Origin of the sequence: Pseudomonas sp. Marseille-P9899 (assembly GCF_903166565.1) — a bacterium.
Taxonomy (GTDB): Bacteria; Pseudomonadota; Gammaproteobacteria; order Pseudomonadales; family Pseudomonadaceae; genus Aquipseudomonas; species Aquipseudomonas huaxiensis.
Genome location: NZ_CAESCG010000001.1, coordinates 1371470 through 1387696, shown reverse-complemented (window position 1 = coordinate 1387696; position 16227 = coordinate 1371470). Strand labels below are relative to the sequence as shown.

General features: G+C 65.3%; 15 protein-coding genes. 14 read left to right on the top strand and 1 reads right to left on the bottom strand.

The genetic code is table 11. The annotated features are described in order from the left end of the window. Nucleotides 1–282: 282 nt before the first annotated feature. The 14 genes from HWV67_RS06175 (at nt 283) to HWV67_RS06110 (ending at nt 14741) form a co-directional block, all read left to right on the top strand. Entirely contained in the window at nt 283–1830 is a 1548-nt protein-coding gene (locus HWV67_RS06175) for an ABC transporter substrate-binding protein (protein WP_175650982.1), read from the top strand. Next, nucleotides 1827–2819: an ABC transporter permease gene (locus HWV67_RS06170; RefSeq protein WP_175650390.1), complete on the top strand. Its 993-nt coding sequence runs from the start codon at nt 1827–1829 to the stop codon at nt 2817–2819. The genes HWV67_RS06175 and HWV67_RS06170 overlap by 4 nt, the downstream gene beginning before the upstream one ends. Beyond that, the gene (locus HWV67_RS06165; protein WP_175650389.1) at nt 2816–3664 is read left to right on the top strand and encodes an ABC transporter permease; all 849 of its coding nucleotides are present in this window, start codon (nt 2816–2818) and stop codon (nt 3662–3664) included. The genes HWV67_RS06170 and HWV67_RS06165 overlap by 4 nt, the downstream gene beginning before the upstream one ends. Continuing rightward, nucleotides 3661–5298 carry an ABC transporter ATP-binding protein gene (locus tag HWV67_RS06160; protein WP_175650388.1) on the top strand — a complete coding sequence of 546 codons (1638 nt, stop codon included), beginning with the start codon at nt 3661–3663 and terminating at the stop codon, nt 5296–5298. The genes HWV67_RS06165 and HWV67_RS06160 overlap by 4 nt, the downstream gene beginning before the upstream one ends. After that, nucleotides 5295–6518: an LLM class flavin-dependent oxidoreductase gene (locus tag HWV67_RS06155; protein WP_175650387.1), complete on the top strand. Its 1224-nt coding sequence runs from the start codon at nt 5295–5297 to the stop codon at nt 6516–6518. The genes HWV67_RS06160 and HWV67_RS06155 overlap by 4 nt, the downstream gene beginning before the upstream one ends. Beyond that, nucleotides 6511–7350 (top strand): alpha/beta fold hydrolase, encoded by an 840-nt coding sequence (locus HWV67_RS06150; RefSeq protein WP_175650386.1) that lies wholly within the window; start codon nt 6511–6513, stop codon nt 7348–7350. Before HWV67_RS06155 ends, HWV67_RS06150 begins: the two co-directional genes overlap by 8 nt. A 670-nt stretch (nt 7351–8020) precedes the next feature. Beyond that, nucleotides 8021–8557 (top strand): XRE family transcriptional regulator, encoded by a 537-nt coding sequence (locus HWV67_RS06145; RefSeq protein WP_256680019.1) that lies wholly within the window; start codon nt 8021–8023, stop codon nt 8555–8557. Between the two features lie 38 nt (nt 8558–8595). Further along, on the top strand, nt 8596–9402 hold the full coding sequence (locus HWV67_RS06140; protein WP_175650385.1) for a ubiquinol-cytochrome C chaperone family protein: 807 nt from the start codon (nt 8596–8598) through the stop codon (nt 9400–9402). A gap of 35 nt (nt 9403–9437) precedes the next feature. Further along, complete coding sequence (locus HWV67_RS06135) at nt 9438–9578, top strand: hypothetical protein (protein ID WP_175650384.1); 141 nt, start codon at nt 9438–9440, stop codon at nt 9576–9578. A 26-nt stretch (nt 9579–9604) separates the two neighbouring features. Continuing rightward, complete coding sequence (locus HWV67_RS06130; RefSeq protein WP_175650383.1) at nt 9605–10834, top strand: hypothetical protein; 1230 nt, start codon at nt 9605–9607, stop codon at nt 10832–10834. Between the two features lie 91 nt (nt 10835–10925). Beyond that, nucleotides 10926–11954, top strand: a complete 1029-nt coding sequence (locus HWV67_RS06125; protein WP_175650382.1) for a radical SAM protein — start codon at nt 10926–10928, stop codon at nt 11952–11954. After that, nucleotides 11951–12817, top strand: a complete 867-nt coding sequence (locus HWV67_RS06120; protein WP_175650381.1) for a histidinol-phosphatase — start codon at nt 11951–11953, stop codon at nt 12815–12817. Before HWV67_RS06125 ends, HWV67_RS06120 begins: the two co-directional genes overlap by 4 nt. Further along, a complete protein-coding gene (locus HWV67_RS06115; protein ID WP_175650380.1) occupies nt 12814–13944 on the top strand; it encodes a hypothetical protein in 1131 nt (376 codons plus the stop codon). Before HWV67_RS06120 ends, HWV67_RS06115 begins: the two co-directional genes overlap by 4 nt. Continuing rightward, entirely contained in the window at nt 13941–14741 is an 801-nt protein-coding gene (locus tag HWV67_RS06110; RefSeq protein WP_256680018.1) for a glycosyltransferase, read from the top strand. The genes HWV67_RS06115 and HWV67_RS06110 overlap by 4 nt, the downstream gene beginning before the upstream one ends. On the opposite strand, the gene HWV67_RS06105 is transcribed toward HWV67_RS06110, so the two are convergent. Beyond that, entirely contained in the window at nt 14732–16201 is a 1470-nt protein-coding gene (locus HWV67_RS06105) for a glycosyltransferase family 9 protein (RefSeq protein ID WP_175650379.1), read from the bottom strand. The genes HWV67_RS06110 and HWV67_RS06105 overlap by 10 nt on opposite strands. Between the last annotated feature and the right edge of the window lie 26 nt (nt 16202–16227).

Here is a 16227-nt window from a genome sequence, read left to right as displayed (position 1 = left end):
GCGGCCAGGCCCGGATTACGCGGCCATCCGCGAGCAGGCCAGTGCCGGCACTGTTGCTTTTTCCACAGCCGCCGCTGGCAGGTGTGGCTTTTTCATCATTTGAGCGCCCGCAACGCGGCGTTTCGCCAGGCTTTACGGGATGCGCCAGCCGTGGCACAGCGCTTGCTAAAACCCTTGGCACAGTCGCTGGACCATTGCCAAGGAGTCACCATGCCCAGTCACCCTCATCGTCAGTCACCCCGGGTCGGGCCGCGTCATCTGCTCAAGGGGCTGGGCGTCGCCATGCTGGCCTGCGCCGCGCTGCTGGCCGGCACCGTCCAGGCCGAACCGCGCGACGGCGGCGTGCTCAACCTCGTCGCCCAACCCGAGCCGCCATCGTTGATGCACGGCGTGGTTACCCATGTTTCCACCCAGTACGTCAGCGGCAAGGTGCTGCAGGGCCTGTTGACCTTCGACACCGCGCTCACGCCGCAGCCGGTGCTCGCCAAGTCCTGGAAGGTGTCGGCGGACGGCCTGACGTACACCTTCGACCTGCAGCCGAACGTCAAATGGCATGACGGCAAGCCGCTCAGCGAGCAGGACGTGCTGTTCAGCTTCAACACCTTCTACCCGGAAGTGGACAAGCGGGTCGGGAGCGTCTTCGAGGAATACGTGGCGTCGATCGATTCGAGCGCGCCGCTGCAAGTCACTTTCCACCTGAAAAAGCCTTTCGCGCCGTTGCTGTCGTTGCTGGGCAGCGGCCTGCGTCCGGTGGTGCCGAAGCACCTCTACGAAGGCACCGATTTTCGCGCCAATCCTTACAACCTGAAGCCGGTGGGCACCGGGCCGTTCGTCTTCCAGGAATGGAAGCGCGGCGCCTGGATCAAGCTGGCGAAGAATCCTGACTACTGGAAAAAGGGCCTGCCGCACCTCGATGCGGTGATCTTCCATGTGATCCCGGACGCCTCGTCGCGGGCTGCAGCCTTCGAACGCAACGACGTGCAGGTGCTGCGCGGCGGCGACGCCGATTACTCCGACCTCAAGCGCCTCAGCGCGCTGCCGGACGTGACCGCCTCGGACAAGGGCTGGGAGCTGTACGCCGGGCTGGCCTTCCTGCAGATCAACACGCGCAAGCCGCCGCTGGACAACCCCAAGGTGCGTCAGGCGATCCTCTACGCACTGAACCGCGATTTCATCGTCAACAACATCTTCTTCGGTGCCGGCCAGGTGGCCCGCGGGCCGTTCGCCGCCGGATCGCCGTACCACGACCCGCAACTGCCGCAATACGCCCATGACCTGAAAAAGGCCAAGGCGCTGATCGCCGAGTCCGGCGTCGATGTCGGCGCGGTGCGTATCCGCCTGCTCAATGGTGAGAAGGGCGGCGCCTGGGAGCGGCTGGCCGAGTACACCAAGCAGGTGCTGCAGCCATTGGGCTTCAAGGTCCAGGTGGTGACGTCCGACGCCGCGACCTGGTTCCAGCGGGTCAGCGACTGGGACTTCGACCTGACCTACAACTTCATCTTCCAGATCGGCGACCCGTACCTGACCAACGCTTACCTGTACCGCAGCGACTACATCCTCAAGCCCTCGCCCTTCGCCAATGTCGGCGGCTACAGCAACCCCGAGGTGGACCGCCTGTGGCGTCAGGTGGCCGATATCCCCGAGGGCGCCGAGCGGCAGAAAACCTATGGCCAGCTCGAGAATCTGCTGAACGACGAGTTGCCGATCGCGCCGATCTTCGAGATGCGCTACCCGACGCTGTACCACACGCAGGTGCACAACCTGCTGCGCACCGCCACCAGCCTCAATGAAGACTACGAGAGCGTCTACCTCGACGCCCCGGCGCCATGAGTGCGCTGCTGTTCCTCGGCGCGCGCCTGGGCCGCGCCGGGCTGATGGTGCTTGGGGTGCTGGTGTTGGCGTTCCTGCTGATCCGCCTGGCGCCGGGTGATCCGGCGCTGCTGATGGCCGGCGAGGCCGGGGTCGATGACGCCGCGTTCATCGCCGACCTGCGCCAGGAGATGGGCCTGGATCTGCCGTTGGGCCAGCAATTGCTGATCTACCTGGGCAAGGTGGCGCACCTGGACCTGGGGTATTCCTACCGCAACCAGACGCCGGTGTGGACCCTGCTGGCCGAGCGTCTGCCGGCAACCCTGAGCCTGATGGGCTCGGCATTTCTGCTGTCGTCGCTGCTCGGGGTGAGCCTCGGCGTGCTGGCGGCCCGCGCGCGACAGCGTCGGCACTGGCTGGACGGGGTGATTTCCCAGGGGGCGCTGCTGCTCTATGCGATCCCCACGTTCTGGTTGTCGATGCTGCTGATCCTGCTGTTCTCGGTGAACCTCGACTGGCTGCCGGCGTTCGGCATGGAAACCGTGGCCCGCGAGCTGCACGGCGGCGCCTGGCTGACGGACCGCCTGCGCCATCTGCTGCTGCCGTGCCTGTCGCTGAGTTTTCTGTTTCTTGCGCTGTATATCCACCTGACCCGCGCCGCCACCCTTGAAGCGATGAACCAGGAATACGTCTATACCGCCCGGGCCAAGGGCCTGGCGCCGCGACGGATTTTGCTGGTGCATGTGCTGCGCAATGCGCTGCTGCCGGTGGTGACCTTCGCCGGCCTGCAACTGGGCCAACTGGCCAGCGGCATGCTGCTGGTGGAAGTGGTCTATTCCTGGCCGGGTATCGGCCGGCTGATGTACGACGCCCTGGCCCAGCGCGATTACGGCGTATTGATGGGAGGTTTTCTGGTGATTTCGCTGCTGGTGGTCGGCTTCAACCTGCTGACCGACCTGGCCTGCCGCCTGCTTGATCCGCGCATTGGCGTCGGAGGGCAGGGCGCATGAGCCAGTCGAGCGTGGCGCGACGTTTTCTCGCGCAACCGTCGGCGCTGATCGGCGCCGCCTGGCTGCTGCTGGTGGCCTTGCTGGCCGTCGCAGCGCCGTGGATCAGCCAGGGTTCGCCCTGGGAAATGAACGCCCAGCCGATGCTCAAACCGTTGCAGGATGCCGGCCACTGGTTGGGCAGCGACCTGCTCGGGCGTGATCTGGGCAGCGGCTTGCTGTACGGCGCCCGGGTATCGCTGGCGGTCGGTGTGCTGAGCAGCCTGGCGACCCTGCTGACCGGCCTGCTGGTTGGCGCGCTTGCCGGCTACTTCGGCGGCTGGCTGGACGCCGTGCTGATGCGCCTGGCCGAGTTCTTCCAGATCATTCCGCAATTGGTGCTGGCGGTGATTCTGGTGGCGGTGCTGGAACCGTCCCTGGGCTCCATCGTCCTGGCTATTTCGCTGGTGGCCTGGCCGGCGGTGGCGCGGCTGGTGCGCGCCGAATTCCTCAGCCTGCGTCAGCGTGAATTCGTCCAGGCGGCGCGGGTTCTCGGGCAATCGCCGCTGGCCATCGTGTTCCAGCTGATTCTGCCCAATGCCCTGGCGCCGCTGCTGGTGACCATGACCTTCGTCATGGCCACGGCGATCCTGACCGAGGCAGCGCTGGCCTTTCTCGGCCTCAGCGACCCCGAAGCCATGAGCTGGGGCTACATGATCAATGCGTCCCGCGGCCTGCTGCGCGAGGCCTGGTGGATGAGCCTGTTGCCGGGTCTGGCGATTCTGTTGTGTGTGCTGGCGGTCAACCGCGTCGGCGAGGGCCTGCGGGTCGCCTTCGAGCCGGCCCGCCGGCCAGGAGATTCCCTATGAGCGCAGCTACGTTGCTGAGCATCGAACACCTGCGCATCGCACTGCCGGCCGGTGCCGACCGCAGCCACGCGCTGTATGACCTGTCGCTGGAGCTGCAACGCGGCGAATGCCTGTGCGTGGTCGGCGAGTCCGGCTCGGGCAAGTCCATGCTGGCCAAGGCGCTGTTGCGCCTGCTGCCGTCGCCGTTGCAGGTAGATGGCGGACGGCTGCTGTTTCGTGGCGAGGACCTGGCAAACCACGATGAAGACGCCATGCGCCAATTGCGCGGCCGCGATATCAGCATGGTCTTCCAGGAGCCGATGAGCGCCCTCAATCCCTTGCTCAGCGTTGGCCGGCAGATTGACGAAACCTTGCAGGCCCATGGCGTCAAGGACGCCCGCGCCCGCCGCCAGCGAGTGGTCGAACTGCTCGGTTATGTCGGCCTGCCGGACCCCGAGCGGCTGCGCCACGCCTATCCGTTCGAACTGTCCGGCGGCCAGCGCCAGCGAGTAGTGATCGCCATGGCGCTGGTGTTCGACCCGGCGCTGCTGATCGCCGACGAGCCGACCTCGGCGCTGGACGTCACCACCCAGGCGCAGATTCTCGTGCTGCTGCAGCGGATCCAGCGGGACAAGGGCATGGCGATGCTGTTCATCACCCATGATTTCGGCGTGGTCCAGGCCATCGCCGACAGTGTGCTGGTCCTGGAAAAAGGGCATCTGGTGGAGCAGGGCACGGCGCGTGACGTCCTCGATGCGCCACGCCAGCCTTACACCCGACAACTGATCGCCGCAGTGACGGCCAGCCCGCTGGAAGCCCGGCCCGCGCTGCATGATGCGCCCGTGGTGTTGCAGGCACAGGCGCTGGAAAAGAGTTTCTCCAGCCGTGGCGGTTGGTGGAAACGCCGGCGTACCCGGGCGCTGGCCGGCGTCGATGTGCAACTGGCGCAGGGTGAAACCCTCGGTATCGTGGGTGAGTCGGGCTCCGGCAAATCGACCCTGGGCCGTGCCCTGGTGCGGCTGTTGCCGGTGGAGTCCGGCAGCATCACCTGGCAAGGCCGGGAAGTGGCGGGCCTGTCCCAGCGCCGGCTACGCGGCCTGCGCAGCGATGTGCAGATGATCTTCCAGGACCCGTTCGCCTCCCTCAATCCACGCCAGCGCATCGATACCATCCTGATGACCGGGCCATTGGCCCAGGGCGTGAGCAAGGCCGAGGCGGCGCGGCGCGCACGGCAGGTGCTGGAACTGGTGGGCTTGCCGGCCACTGCACTTGAGCGTTTTCCCCATGAGTTTTCCGGTGGTCAACGGCAGCGTATCGGCATCGCCCGAGCGCTGGCGGTGGAGCCGAAGATTCTTATCGCCGACGAATGCGTGTCGGCCCTCGACGCGGTGATCCAGGTGCAGATCCTCGAATTGCTGGAATCGCTGCAGCGCCGTCTGAAACTGAGCATTGTTTTCATCACCCACGACCTGCGGGTAGCGGCTCGGCTGTGTGACCGCATCGCGGTGATGCAGGGCGGTCAGGTGGTCGAGCAGGGCGCCACGGCGCAAGTGCTGACCCAGCCGCAACATCCTTACACCCGCGCGCTGCTCAGCGGCGTGTCGCTGGCGCTGCCCAAAGCCAACCACTTGAGCGGCGCGGAGGTGGCGTCATGAGCCGTGGGATGATGAGCCTGAACGCCTTTGTCATGGCCACCGGGCACCATGTCGCCGGTTGGCGGCACCCCGATGCCCAGGCCGATGGTGGCCTGGATATCGAGCATTATCGGCGTCTGGCGCAGACTGCCGAGCGTGGCTGCTTCGACGCACTGTTCCTCTCCGACACGCTGGCGATGTTGCCGGGCAATCTCGATGCACTGAGCCGCATGGCGCGCACCGAGCATTTCGAACCGCTGACCCTGCTGGCCTCACTCGCCGCAGTGACTGAACGTATCGGCCTGGTGGCCACGGTCACCACCTCCTACAACAGCGTCGATACCGTGGCGCGCAGCTTTGCTTCGCTGGAAGCCCTGAGTGGCGGGCGCAGCGGCTGGAACCTGGTGACGTCGAGCAATGCCGAGGAAGCCTTCAACTTCGGCCGCCAGACTCACTTCGAACATGCCCGGCGCTATGGCCTGGCACGGGAATTCCTCGGCAAGGTGCGCGAACAGTGGAAGGCGCGCAACGTGGCGCCGGTGCAGGTGCTGGCGGGGGCGTCGAAGGCCGGCTGCGAGCTGGCCGCAGCCCATGCCGAGATGGTCTTTACCGCCCAACCGGAGCTGGCCGGCGCTCAGCAGTTCTACCGCGAACTCAAGGCGCTGCTGCCGCGTTACGGTCGGCACGCCGGGCAACTGAAGATCATGCCCGGACTGTTGCCGGTGGTTGCCGACAGTCAGGCCGACGCGGAGGCGCTGTACCAGCAGTTGCAGGCGCTGGTGCAGCCGCAGGTGGGTTTGTCGCTGCTGGCGGATATCGCCGGCGGTAGCGATCTGTCCGCGTATCCGCTGGACGGGCCGTTGCCGGAACTGCCGGCGACCAACTCCGGGGTCAGCCGCCGCGACCTGCTGATCGCCGTGGCCCGCCGCGAGAACCTGAGCATCCGCCAGTTGTACCTGCGCATGGCCGCCGCGCGCGGGCATCTGGTGGTGGTCGGTACGCCGTCGACGATTGCCGACCGCATGGAACAGTGGTTCAGCGAAGACGCCGCTGACGGTTTCAACATCATGCCGCCGTTTCTGCCCGGTGGCCTGGAGCGCTTTGTCGACAGCGTGGTGCCCGAACTGCAACGGCGCGGGCTGTTCCGCCGCGCCTACCAGGGCCGCACGTTGCGCGATCACCTGGGCCTGTCGCGGCCCGCTTACCTTGACCCCGAAGAGGCCCTGACTGCCCATGGCTGATGCCCCTGCATTTTCCGAATTACCGCGGGTTCGCGGCGAACTGCTGGAAGTCCGTCCCGGCCGGCACTTGAGCGTGGCCCACCAGCCCGGCACCGAACGGGCCGACACCGTGGTGTTTTTCGCCCACGGTGGCGGTGGCAACAAGGACCAGTGGCGCGAGCTGTGGCGCAGCCTTGGCGAAGAAGGCTACAGCCTGGTGGCCTGGGACATGCTCGGTCACGGCGACAGCGACAAACCGCGTGCAGCGGCGGCTTATGCCTGGTCCGAGCTGGTGGCGGACCAACTGGAAATCGTCCGCCGCCATGGCGGCGCGCGCAACCTGGTGGTGGCGCATTCCTTTGGCACCGGCGTGACCCTCAGCGCCTTGCTGGAACAGGCACAGGTCAGCATCGATGGCGCCTTGCTGCTGGGCTCGCAGTTGCACCGGCCGCTGGCTCGCGGTGGGTTGCTTAACCTGCCGGCGTGGGTACTGGAGATCATCCGGCCGCTGCTGTCGAAGGGCTTTCGCGAGAAGGCCTGGCACCCCGAGGCGGATCAGGCATTGGTGGCGTATGAAGAGGGTCTGACCCGGCGCAATCGCTTGTATGTGTTCAAGTCGCTGGTGGCGAATGCGCAATGGCCGCAAGCGGATGCCGTGGCCGGTTTGACGTTGCCAGTCCGGGTGGTGTCTGGCGACCACGATGGCCTGACCCCCGCTAGCGGTGGCGAAGCGTTGGCCCGGCAGTTGCCGCGAGGTGAGTTCGAGTTGCTGGAGCGGTGTGGGCATCAGTTGATGTTGGAGAAGCCGGGGGAGGTGTTGGCGGCGTTTCGTGCTTTGGCGAGCGGGGTTTAGTGCTGAATTTGTGGGATCTCGTGGCTCTATTAAGGCCATGAGGCGCTTGCCAGTAGACCGGGTAATGGCGACCAGGCTCTAGCCGAAAGATTTTCAGCGCCCTTGAGATCGAGCGCCGCCCGCGCGGCGCATCGCGAGCAAGCTCGCTCCTACAGTAGGTTGCAACGTACCTATGTCTGTCAGGCCATGGTTGACCGCCTTGTTTATACGACGCGGTATCGAGTAGACCTCAACAGCCTGCTCGCGATTCATCGCCAAACGCCAAGGGCGGGCAACACCTCTCTGACAGGCTATGGCACGTTGCAACCTACTGTAGGAGCGAGCTTGCTCGCGATGCGCCGCGCGGGCGGCGCTCGTTCTCAAGGACGCTAAAGGCCTGTCGACTAGCACATGGTGGCCATCACCAGATCCTCTGACAGGCAGCTTGTGGCCTTTGCACAATTCAAGCCCGCGCCCATGAGGCTTACGTAGCAATGGAGTGTTTGCGCTCCACCGTTTTTAAAATTCTCCATTGCTTGGAGCGCCCGCACTCCATTCATCCTTTGAAACAGCAAAAACCGTGGTTAAAGTGCCATCACTCACTCGCAGGATGATGGCAATGCAATTTCATTCTCTTCAACCCGATCTCTCTCCAACGCTGGGCCAATGCTTCAGCACGAACCTCTCGGCAGTGCTAGCCGTCGCCGGCGCGCCGCGCGAGGGCGACAAGCCGGGGCCGTTTCCGGCGGCGCGGATGCAGCGCGAAACCGGGATTGCCCGCAGCACCTTGCGCGCCCTCAAGGTCCCCGGTGTCGATGCCAACCCGGACCTCGCCACCATCAGCCGACTCGCCGACGCCCTCGGCGTCCCGCCCGCGTTTTTGCTGATGCGTCCGCAGGACTGGTCGGACCTGGCGACGGCCTTTGCCGACAGTCGCGACTACCTGGCGGCCGCGGAAAAGCTGCGCCGGGAAGACAAAGCGTCCGACATCAATGCGGTCGAGTTGGTCCTGCGCGAGTGCAAGGTCCACCCGGACGTGCTCCCCAGGGGCTTCAGCGCATCGTCGGAAGTGGTCCGCGCCAAGGCCCGCGATGAATGGCGCCGCGGTGCCTGTCTCAAGCTCGATGCCCTGATGCTGCGCCATGCCAGTTCGGTTTACCTGCGTCCGCTGTTGACGGCGATGGCCGGTGCCTTTGTCGCTCGCTCCACGCCCAACGACCCGTCCTGAAAACCCCGGACCCCACTTTTTCCCAGAGGAATCGAAAGATGCCGATCATCCACGACCCCGATCTTGCCGATGTGCTGATGAGCGCCAGTACCGATGACCTCGGTTTGCTTATCGACGTGATCACGGACAGCGGCAATGGCCGTATCTCGTTGTCTTCGTCGGTCTGCCGGCAATTGACCGAGGCCAAGAGCAACGGCGCCAATGACGCCAGCCGCGCCATGCTCGCCGAGGAGCTGACCCGTTATGGCGGCAACTCGCTGATGAACCTGTTCCGCGGCGGCAGCGGGGTGGCCTACCGCGAGCTGTTGAGCGATGTCGCCAGCCATGTGAGTGCCAGCACCACGGCGAGCACGTCCTGCGCCGAGATGGAAATGGCGATCATCGCCAAGGTCTTCACCCAGTCGCTGGGGCGCATGAGCGATGCAGACCGCTCGACCCTGTTCGAGTCCCTTGGTGCCGCCTATAAACCGGGCATGGGCCCGGCGGCACTGGCGGCCTGGCTGGCTTCGCTTGGTGCGTCGGGGCTGGCGTCCTACAACCTGGCGGCCATCGTCGCCAGCGCGACCATGAGCAGTCTGGTCGGACGCGGCGTCGCACTGGCAGGCTCCGCCACCCTCGGCCGTGGCCTGGCGGTACTCGCCGGCCCGCTGGGCTGGGCCATCACCGGTATCTGGACCGCCTTCGACCTGGCCAGCCCGGCCTACCGAGTGACCGTGCCGTGCGTGATCCAGATCGGCCATATGCGCCAGAAGATGCTGCTCAAGTCCACCTGCCCCGGTTGTCACGCGGTGATCACCCCGGGCAGCAATTTCTGCGGCAAGTGCGGGACGCGGTTGAACGGTTGAGACAGCCACTGCGGGTCCATTTTCAGGAGATTTCCATGAACCACACGATTTCCCCACTCGAATTTCTGCTGGTCAACGCCATCTGTTTCGCCGCCGGCGCGGCAACCGTGGTCGCACTCAAGCTGGCGGCAAAAGCCACTTATGCCGCCGGCAAGCGCTCCGCGAAAACTGCCTGACGCCTCCAGGAAAAGGAAAAACAGCCGTGTACAGGAACAATCACGCCAGCAGACTCGTCGCGCTGAAAAGCGAAGCCGAGCGGATCACCTCCAGCATCGATCACCTGCAAACCGACCTGCGCTGGTTCGAGGGCTTCGACAACGCGGCCAGCCACTCGCGGCTGGCGCAGCTCAACCGCGACACCGACAGCGCCCGCGAACAACTGAAACTGCTGGAAAAGAGCGTCCGCACCAACAAGTCAGAGCTGCAGCAGGCCCGCGAAAAAGCCGCGGCCGGTTGGTCGCCGGCGCACTGGATCTCGACGGAGCGCAGCGTCGCCAAGCGCCAGGTGACCACCCTTGAAGGGCGCCTCAAGCAGTTCCAGCGCACCCAGGCCGCCGTGGCGTCCGAGCTCAGCGAGAACGAGCGGCAGGAGCAAGGCTTGAGCGCCCAACTGCAGCGCTACCGGGACTTTGATCCGCTGCAGGCGCAGGCCGTGACCGGGCAGCTCAAGGATGAGTTGCAACGCCTGCGCGAAACCACCGAGCGGACGTACCGCGAAAGCGAGCGCTGGGAATCCAAGGCCGGGGAGGTGTTCCGGCACTGGAGCCATATCACCCAGCAATTGCGCGGGCTGGAGCAGGACATCAGCGACGCCGAGTGCTTTATCTACGAGCTGGACAATGCACAAAGCGCCCGCGACAGGGCGATCATTCACGGCCAGTGCGAACAGCGCTTTGGCGGCGGCAAAGGCCGTCCGACCGCGGTCCTCAGGGAGGCGCAGATGAACCACAGCCGGTTGCTGCGCGATGAAGAAAAGCTTAATCGCCGCCTGCGCGATATCACCCGCGTGCTGGACAAGCAAATCCGCGGGCTGGTGCTGGACAGCAATAACCTCTGCTACGCCAACGACAAGAACGGCGAGCGCCGCTTTATCGGCCTGGCCGCACTGAACGCGCTGGTGCCGGTGCTGTGTGCCAGCTACGAGGTGACCCTGGTGTTCGACGCCAGCATCACGCCGCTTACCGGCAAGGATGAAAGGGCCTTGCAGGCAGTGTTTCCCGGAACGCGGGTGCTGGTCGCGCCGGACCGCTTGAAAGCCGACGACGCGGTATTGGGCGCGGCGGAGTTCGACCAGAACGTATTCGCCATCAGCGGCGACCGCTACGCGGAATACCCCGACCGCGCCGCCGTGCGCGAGGAGCGGGTGCTGCGGCCGATCGTCCACCCCGACTCGGTGCAGATCCCGCAACTGGAAGTGCAGCAACGCTACTGAACCCAGGGTGGTCCCGCGAGGCATGGCGCCTGCGGGGCCTTTTGAAGAAAGATGCCCGCGCCGTTGCGCGGGCAGGAAAGAGCCCATCGACATGGATTTGCACGGTCACCTGCTGTACATCGACATCACCCAGATCTGCGGCATCGGTTGCGCGTTCTGCATGTACGCGGACAAGCACAAGTCCGGGATGAGCATGGAACTGTCCAGCCTCGCCCGGGAAAACCTCGCCGCGCTGATCAACGCCGCGGCGGTCAAGCGCATTTCCATCAGCGGTGAAGGCGAGCCGCTCAACAACGCCAAGGTGTTCCACGAAATCCTCGGGCTGTCCGACGGCGGCAAGCAATTCGAGTTCATCACCAGCGGTTTCTTCCCCCACGACAAGATGGCGGCGTTCTACGACACCACCCAGCAGCTCGTCGCGGAGCGGGGCGACCACTGCAACATCCGCCTGAGCGCCGACAGCCACCATATTGAAAAGGTCAAATGGCGGGCCCACGGTTTCAGCCTGGATTACCAGCGCCGGCAGGGGCTGGACGGCCTGAGTTTCTCGTTCCGCTCCATCGACACCGATCGTGACTTCACCCGTGGCTACCTGCTGGAAGAGCTGCAGCGCTGGGGGCTGGAGGCGGCTATCGAGCCACGCAATGCCCTTGAAGATGTGCTGGTGGTCGGCGACGCGCGGTTCGGCATCGACTACAAGAACCTGGTGCATCCTGCCGCCGACACGCCCGCCGGCTACCTGGACCTGCACGGCTATATCGGCGCCATCGAGGCCAAGATCAACAAGCGCTTCACCCTCGGCAGCCTGAACCCGCCGCCTGCGGCCAACGGCATGGACCTGACCATCAAGCCCAATGGCGATGTCTACCTGTACGGCATCGAACACCAGCGCCTGGGCAATATCCACTTCGACCGGATCCGCTGGGAGCACCTGGCGTCTCATGTGCGCGAGACGCCGCTGGTGCGGGCGCTCTACAGCCAGCCGCTGGCCGACCTGCTGGCCCGAGTGGACAAACCGGACCTGCTGCGCTCGATCCTGGCCAAGGCCAACAACCCGTACTGGCTGGTCAAGGAAATGGCCAACCACGACGGCTTGCTCGAACAACTGGTGCCCGCATGATCGACTCCCATAGCCACACGTTCTACTCCAAGCACGCCGTGGGCACGGTGGACGAGTTGGTGCGTGCCTCGATTGCCGCCGGGGTGAAGGTGCTGACCATCACCGACCACGCACCGTTTCCGGTGGACACCCACAACCGCCTGCTGGACGCCGAGCTTGAGCGCTATTTCGCCGATATCGAGCAGGCACGCCAGCGTTATCAGGGCCAGATCAGGATCCTGCGCGGCCTCGAGTTCGACTACATGCCCGGCGCCGATGCCAGGAACCGTGAGTTGATCGCTCGCCATGAGCTGGATTTCGCCATCGGCTCGGTGCATTACGTCGAGGTGCCTGGCGAGCCCATGGTGAAAGTCTGGGAGTTACCGCGGCTGGCCGCGCAGGCGTTTCTCGATCGCTATTTCGCCGATCTTGAAGGGCTGTTGCAGTGCGGCCTGTTCGACGCGGTCGGGCATGCCGACACGTTGTTGCGCGGGGTCCCGGAAGACATCGTGCTGCGCCGTTTCGAGCCGTTGCTGCCGTTATTCGCGAACGGCGGGGTGGCCTATGAGCTGAATGCCTCGGGGATTCGCAAGTCGAGCCTGGACCCTGGCACCGGGCGTGAAGTGCACGGCCAATGGTCGTATCCCAGCCGCGGCTTGCTGCCGCTGCTGATCGAGCAGGGCGCTGCGTTCACCGTGGGCTCGGACGCCCACGACCCGTGCGATGCCGGCGCGGGCATCGGCGAAATGCTTGAGCAGTTGCAGCCGCTCGGGCTGCGCCGCATCAGTTACTACGAAGCCCGTCGCCGCGTCGATGTGCCCCTGGACCTGCTGGCCACCACGGCCAGCGCTGAACACCTGATCAATGGATACGTTTCACCATGACCCTGAATCCTTGCCGCCTGCCGTCCGACTGGAGCCAACTGCACAGCGCCCCCGCAGCCGAACAACTGGCGGCCTTCCATCAGGCGCTGGCACTGGCCCGTCCCGAAGACGTACCGGGCGGTTTCCGCGCCTTTGCCGCGGAGCTGATGAGTCGCGGCCTGATCAGCATGGCGCAGTACGTTTCGATCTTTGCCGGGCATGCGCTGACCTGTCTTGCTCCGGCGGGGCCGGGCGAGTTCCGCGACATGGCCGACGATAGCGATGCCGCCGACCTGGCGGCGATCTACAGCCGCGCCAAGTACGGCAGCATCGGCGATATCCGCCAGCTTGCCTGGCAGGTGATCGACTACCTCGAGGCTCAACTGGACGACCCGCTGTCGCACTGGGCCCGGCTGTTCAGCGACGCCCGGGACCACGGCGACAACGTGGTGATGATGACCACTGGCTGGCGCAACGTGCCGTCCACGGCGAACGTGCTCTACGACATCGTGGTCGAGGAGATCAACGTCACGCTGGCGCACAAGGGCCTGCCGACCATCATTAACGTCAAGCTGCCGCGCATTGCGCCGCCTTGCGAAAACTACGCGAGCCTGAGCACCGAGGAGCGCGAGCGGGTCAATCTGGTCCAGGACCATGTGATTCCCGCCGAGAACTTCTATCGCTGGAGCGGGGTGCATGTGATCTTCGGCGACGACGTGCTGGTCACCGGATCGACCGCGGACAAGGTGTTCCATCACTCCATGCGCGCCGGCGCCAAGTCGTTCCAGGCGATCTATCCGGTGGCGGTCGATCCGCGCGTCGCGCTCAGCGACGCGACCATCGAAGAGCGCCTGAACATGACGCAGATCGGCCGCGGGCTTGGCGATAACCTGGCGCGGCTGTTGTCCGACCCGCAGTACCAGCCGATCCTGCGCACCTTGCGCCTGGTGTTCGGCGCGGACAACCACGAGGCGCTGGAGGCGTTTCTGCCACGGGTGCCAGCGGGTAACTGGCTGCGCTTGTACCGGTCGGCGCTGGGCAACGAGTTTTTGCGCCAGGAAGGTTGCGTTCCGTCACTGGCCCGGGTTCGCCGGCATCTGGTCGAAGCCGGCCTGTTGCGGGCCGATGGCAGGACGGTACGCCCGTGACCCGTCGCGACGACGCGCCGGTGCAGTACGTCAGCTACTGGGAGACCGCCGCCGGCCAGACGATGCCGCCGTGGATCGCGCTGGCGCTGGTGTCATTTCAGCGTGCGCTGGGTGAGCGCTTCACGCTGCTGACGCCGCACGACCTTGAGGCGCAAATCGATCCACGGGTGGTGGACAAGGCCTGGGGTTTTCATCCGCTGGCCTTCACCCTCGACGCCGGGATCGAGGCGATCGTCGCCAAGAGCGATCTGATTCGCATGGCTTACGTGCACCGGCATGGCGGCGTGTGGCTCGATGCCGACACCCTGTTGCTGCGGGACCCGACGGCGGATCTGTTCCCAGGCGGCATCAGCGACAAGCTGCACTGGCACAGCGAATGCCTGTTCGCTTCACGCGCGGGCAATCCGTTGCTGGAGGAAGCGCTGGCAACGGCGTTGGAGGGCGGAACCCACGCCTGGGGCAATCCTGGCGGGATCAAGAACATCGTCGCGCGGCGGGCCAGTGACGTGGTCCCGGTATCGCCGCAACTGATCGATCCCGGTTACCACCCGCGCTACAACTTCGACGGTTGTGAGGTGATGCGCCGCGAAGACGTCGCCGTCGCCGACTTTCTGCTGGCCGATATCAGCCTGCTCAAGCTCTACAACACTTACTTCAAGCGCACCAGCACGCGCACGGAGTCGGTTGCGCAGTTTCTGGATGGCGGCAGCCTGTTGGCGCGGCTGTTCCTGCATATCGAGCCCGACCGGCACTACTGGCTGGCGGAAACGGCGCGGCTGACGGGGGATCAGCCGTAGCGCACGGCGTCGGCAGGAAGATGAATCCGGCAACTGCCGGCGCCGTTCAGGTCGAGCCGCCCGGCGATTACTTCATGTACCGAAGGTGTTTGCCGGTGCACCGAGCCGTGGGCGATGTACAGCCACGCCGGGATGCGTGCCGGCATCTGGGCGAATTCCAGCTCGATGCGCAGCAGGTCGAACACTTCGGTGCTGCGTCCGCTGGGCGTCCAGGCCAGCGGCGCGGTGCGGTGATCCGGGCGCAGCAGATGCAGTGGATGCTCCAGTTGCAGGTTGAGCGTGCCGGGATGGCAGGCGTGGACCTCGGGAAACTCGCGGCTGATCAACGGAAGCTGGCGGGCGAGGGTGCCGCGAGCCACGCCCAGCCCGGCAATGATCCGGGCATCCAGTGCCAATGCCGGCCGCGGCGCTGATGCGGGCAGTAGGTCGGCGAGCCCCTCGATAACGGCTTCGAGCGCGAATGCGTTCATGTCTTTCTTCCCTGTGCGGCGGTAGTGATCCGGGCACTGCCGGCTGAAAATGACCCGTGTGTGCGGCGAGGCTGGCGGTAGCCAGGGATTGAACTCGTCTCCCGTGTCGGGATAGAGGGCGAGCAACGGCGTGCGTAATCCCACCGCCATATGCACGATTGCCGTGTCCACACTGACCACCGCTTGCGCCCGACTGATATAGCTGGCTGCCTCCATGGGCGTACTCAGGTTGTCCAGGCAGCGAACGTTGTCGCGCCCGGTCTCGGTTGCCAGCCGGCGCGCCTGTTCGCGGCTTGCCGGGCTGCACAGGATGCCAATCGATTTGCCCGGCCACGCATCGGCGAGGGCCCGTAGCAGCAGGCACGCCTTGGCGGCGGACAGGCTTTTGTCCTCGCGGCTGGCATACGGGTTGACCAGCAGGTGCGGCGGATTCTGCGGCGCCGTTTGCGCCAGGGGCACGATGTAGTCGCGCTGGACTGCGTCCAGGCCGAGGTCGGCCAGCACCCGGGCGAAACGGCCCGCCACGTCGAGCCCGGCGCTGGCCGCGCCGAACTTGCGGTTGACGCAACGCAGCGCATCGTCGAGGGAATACACCCGTGCGGGATTGAGTAAACGAATGAACAGCATCTCCGCCGGCTGGATCCGTCCCACCAGATGCACCATTACATCGACCCGGCCCAGCTTTCGGGCCAGCCGGCACAGCGCGAGGGCGCCGGGGTTCTCATCGGTGACGAGGACCTGATCGACGCCGAAATGCGCTTTATGCAGATCGGCCAGGGGCTCCACCGTCAGCACGGTGATCCGGACGTTGAGCTTTTTCGCTTCGCGAAAGAAGAACGAAGACACGATGGCGTCACCCAGCTTTGCATCCCAACGGGGCACCACGATGTGCAGCGGCCCACCGGAAAGCGGCGCCGTGAGGCGGCGATCGGCGAGCAGGCGCATCAGCAAACGAACGGCAGTCTTGCGATGTTGCGGGGTGATCCACATGTGGTCAGGTCTGAGCGAACAAGGCG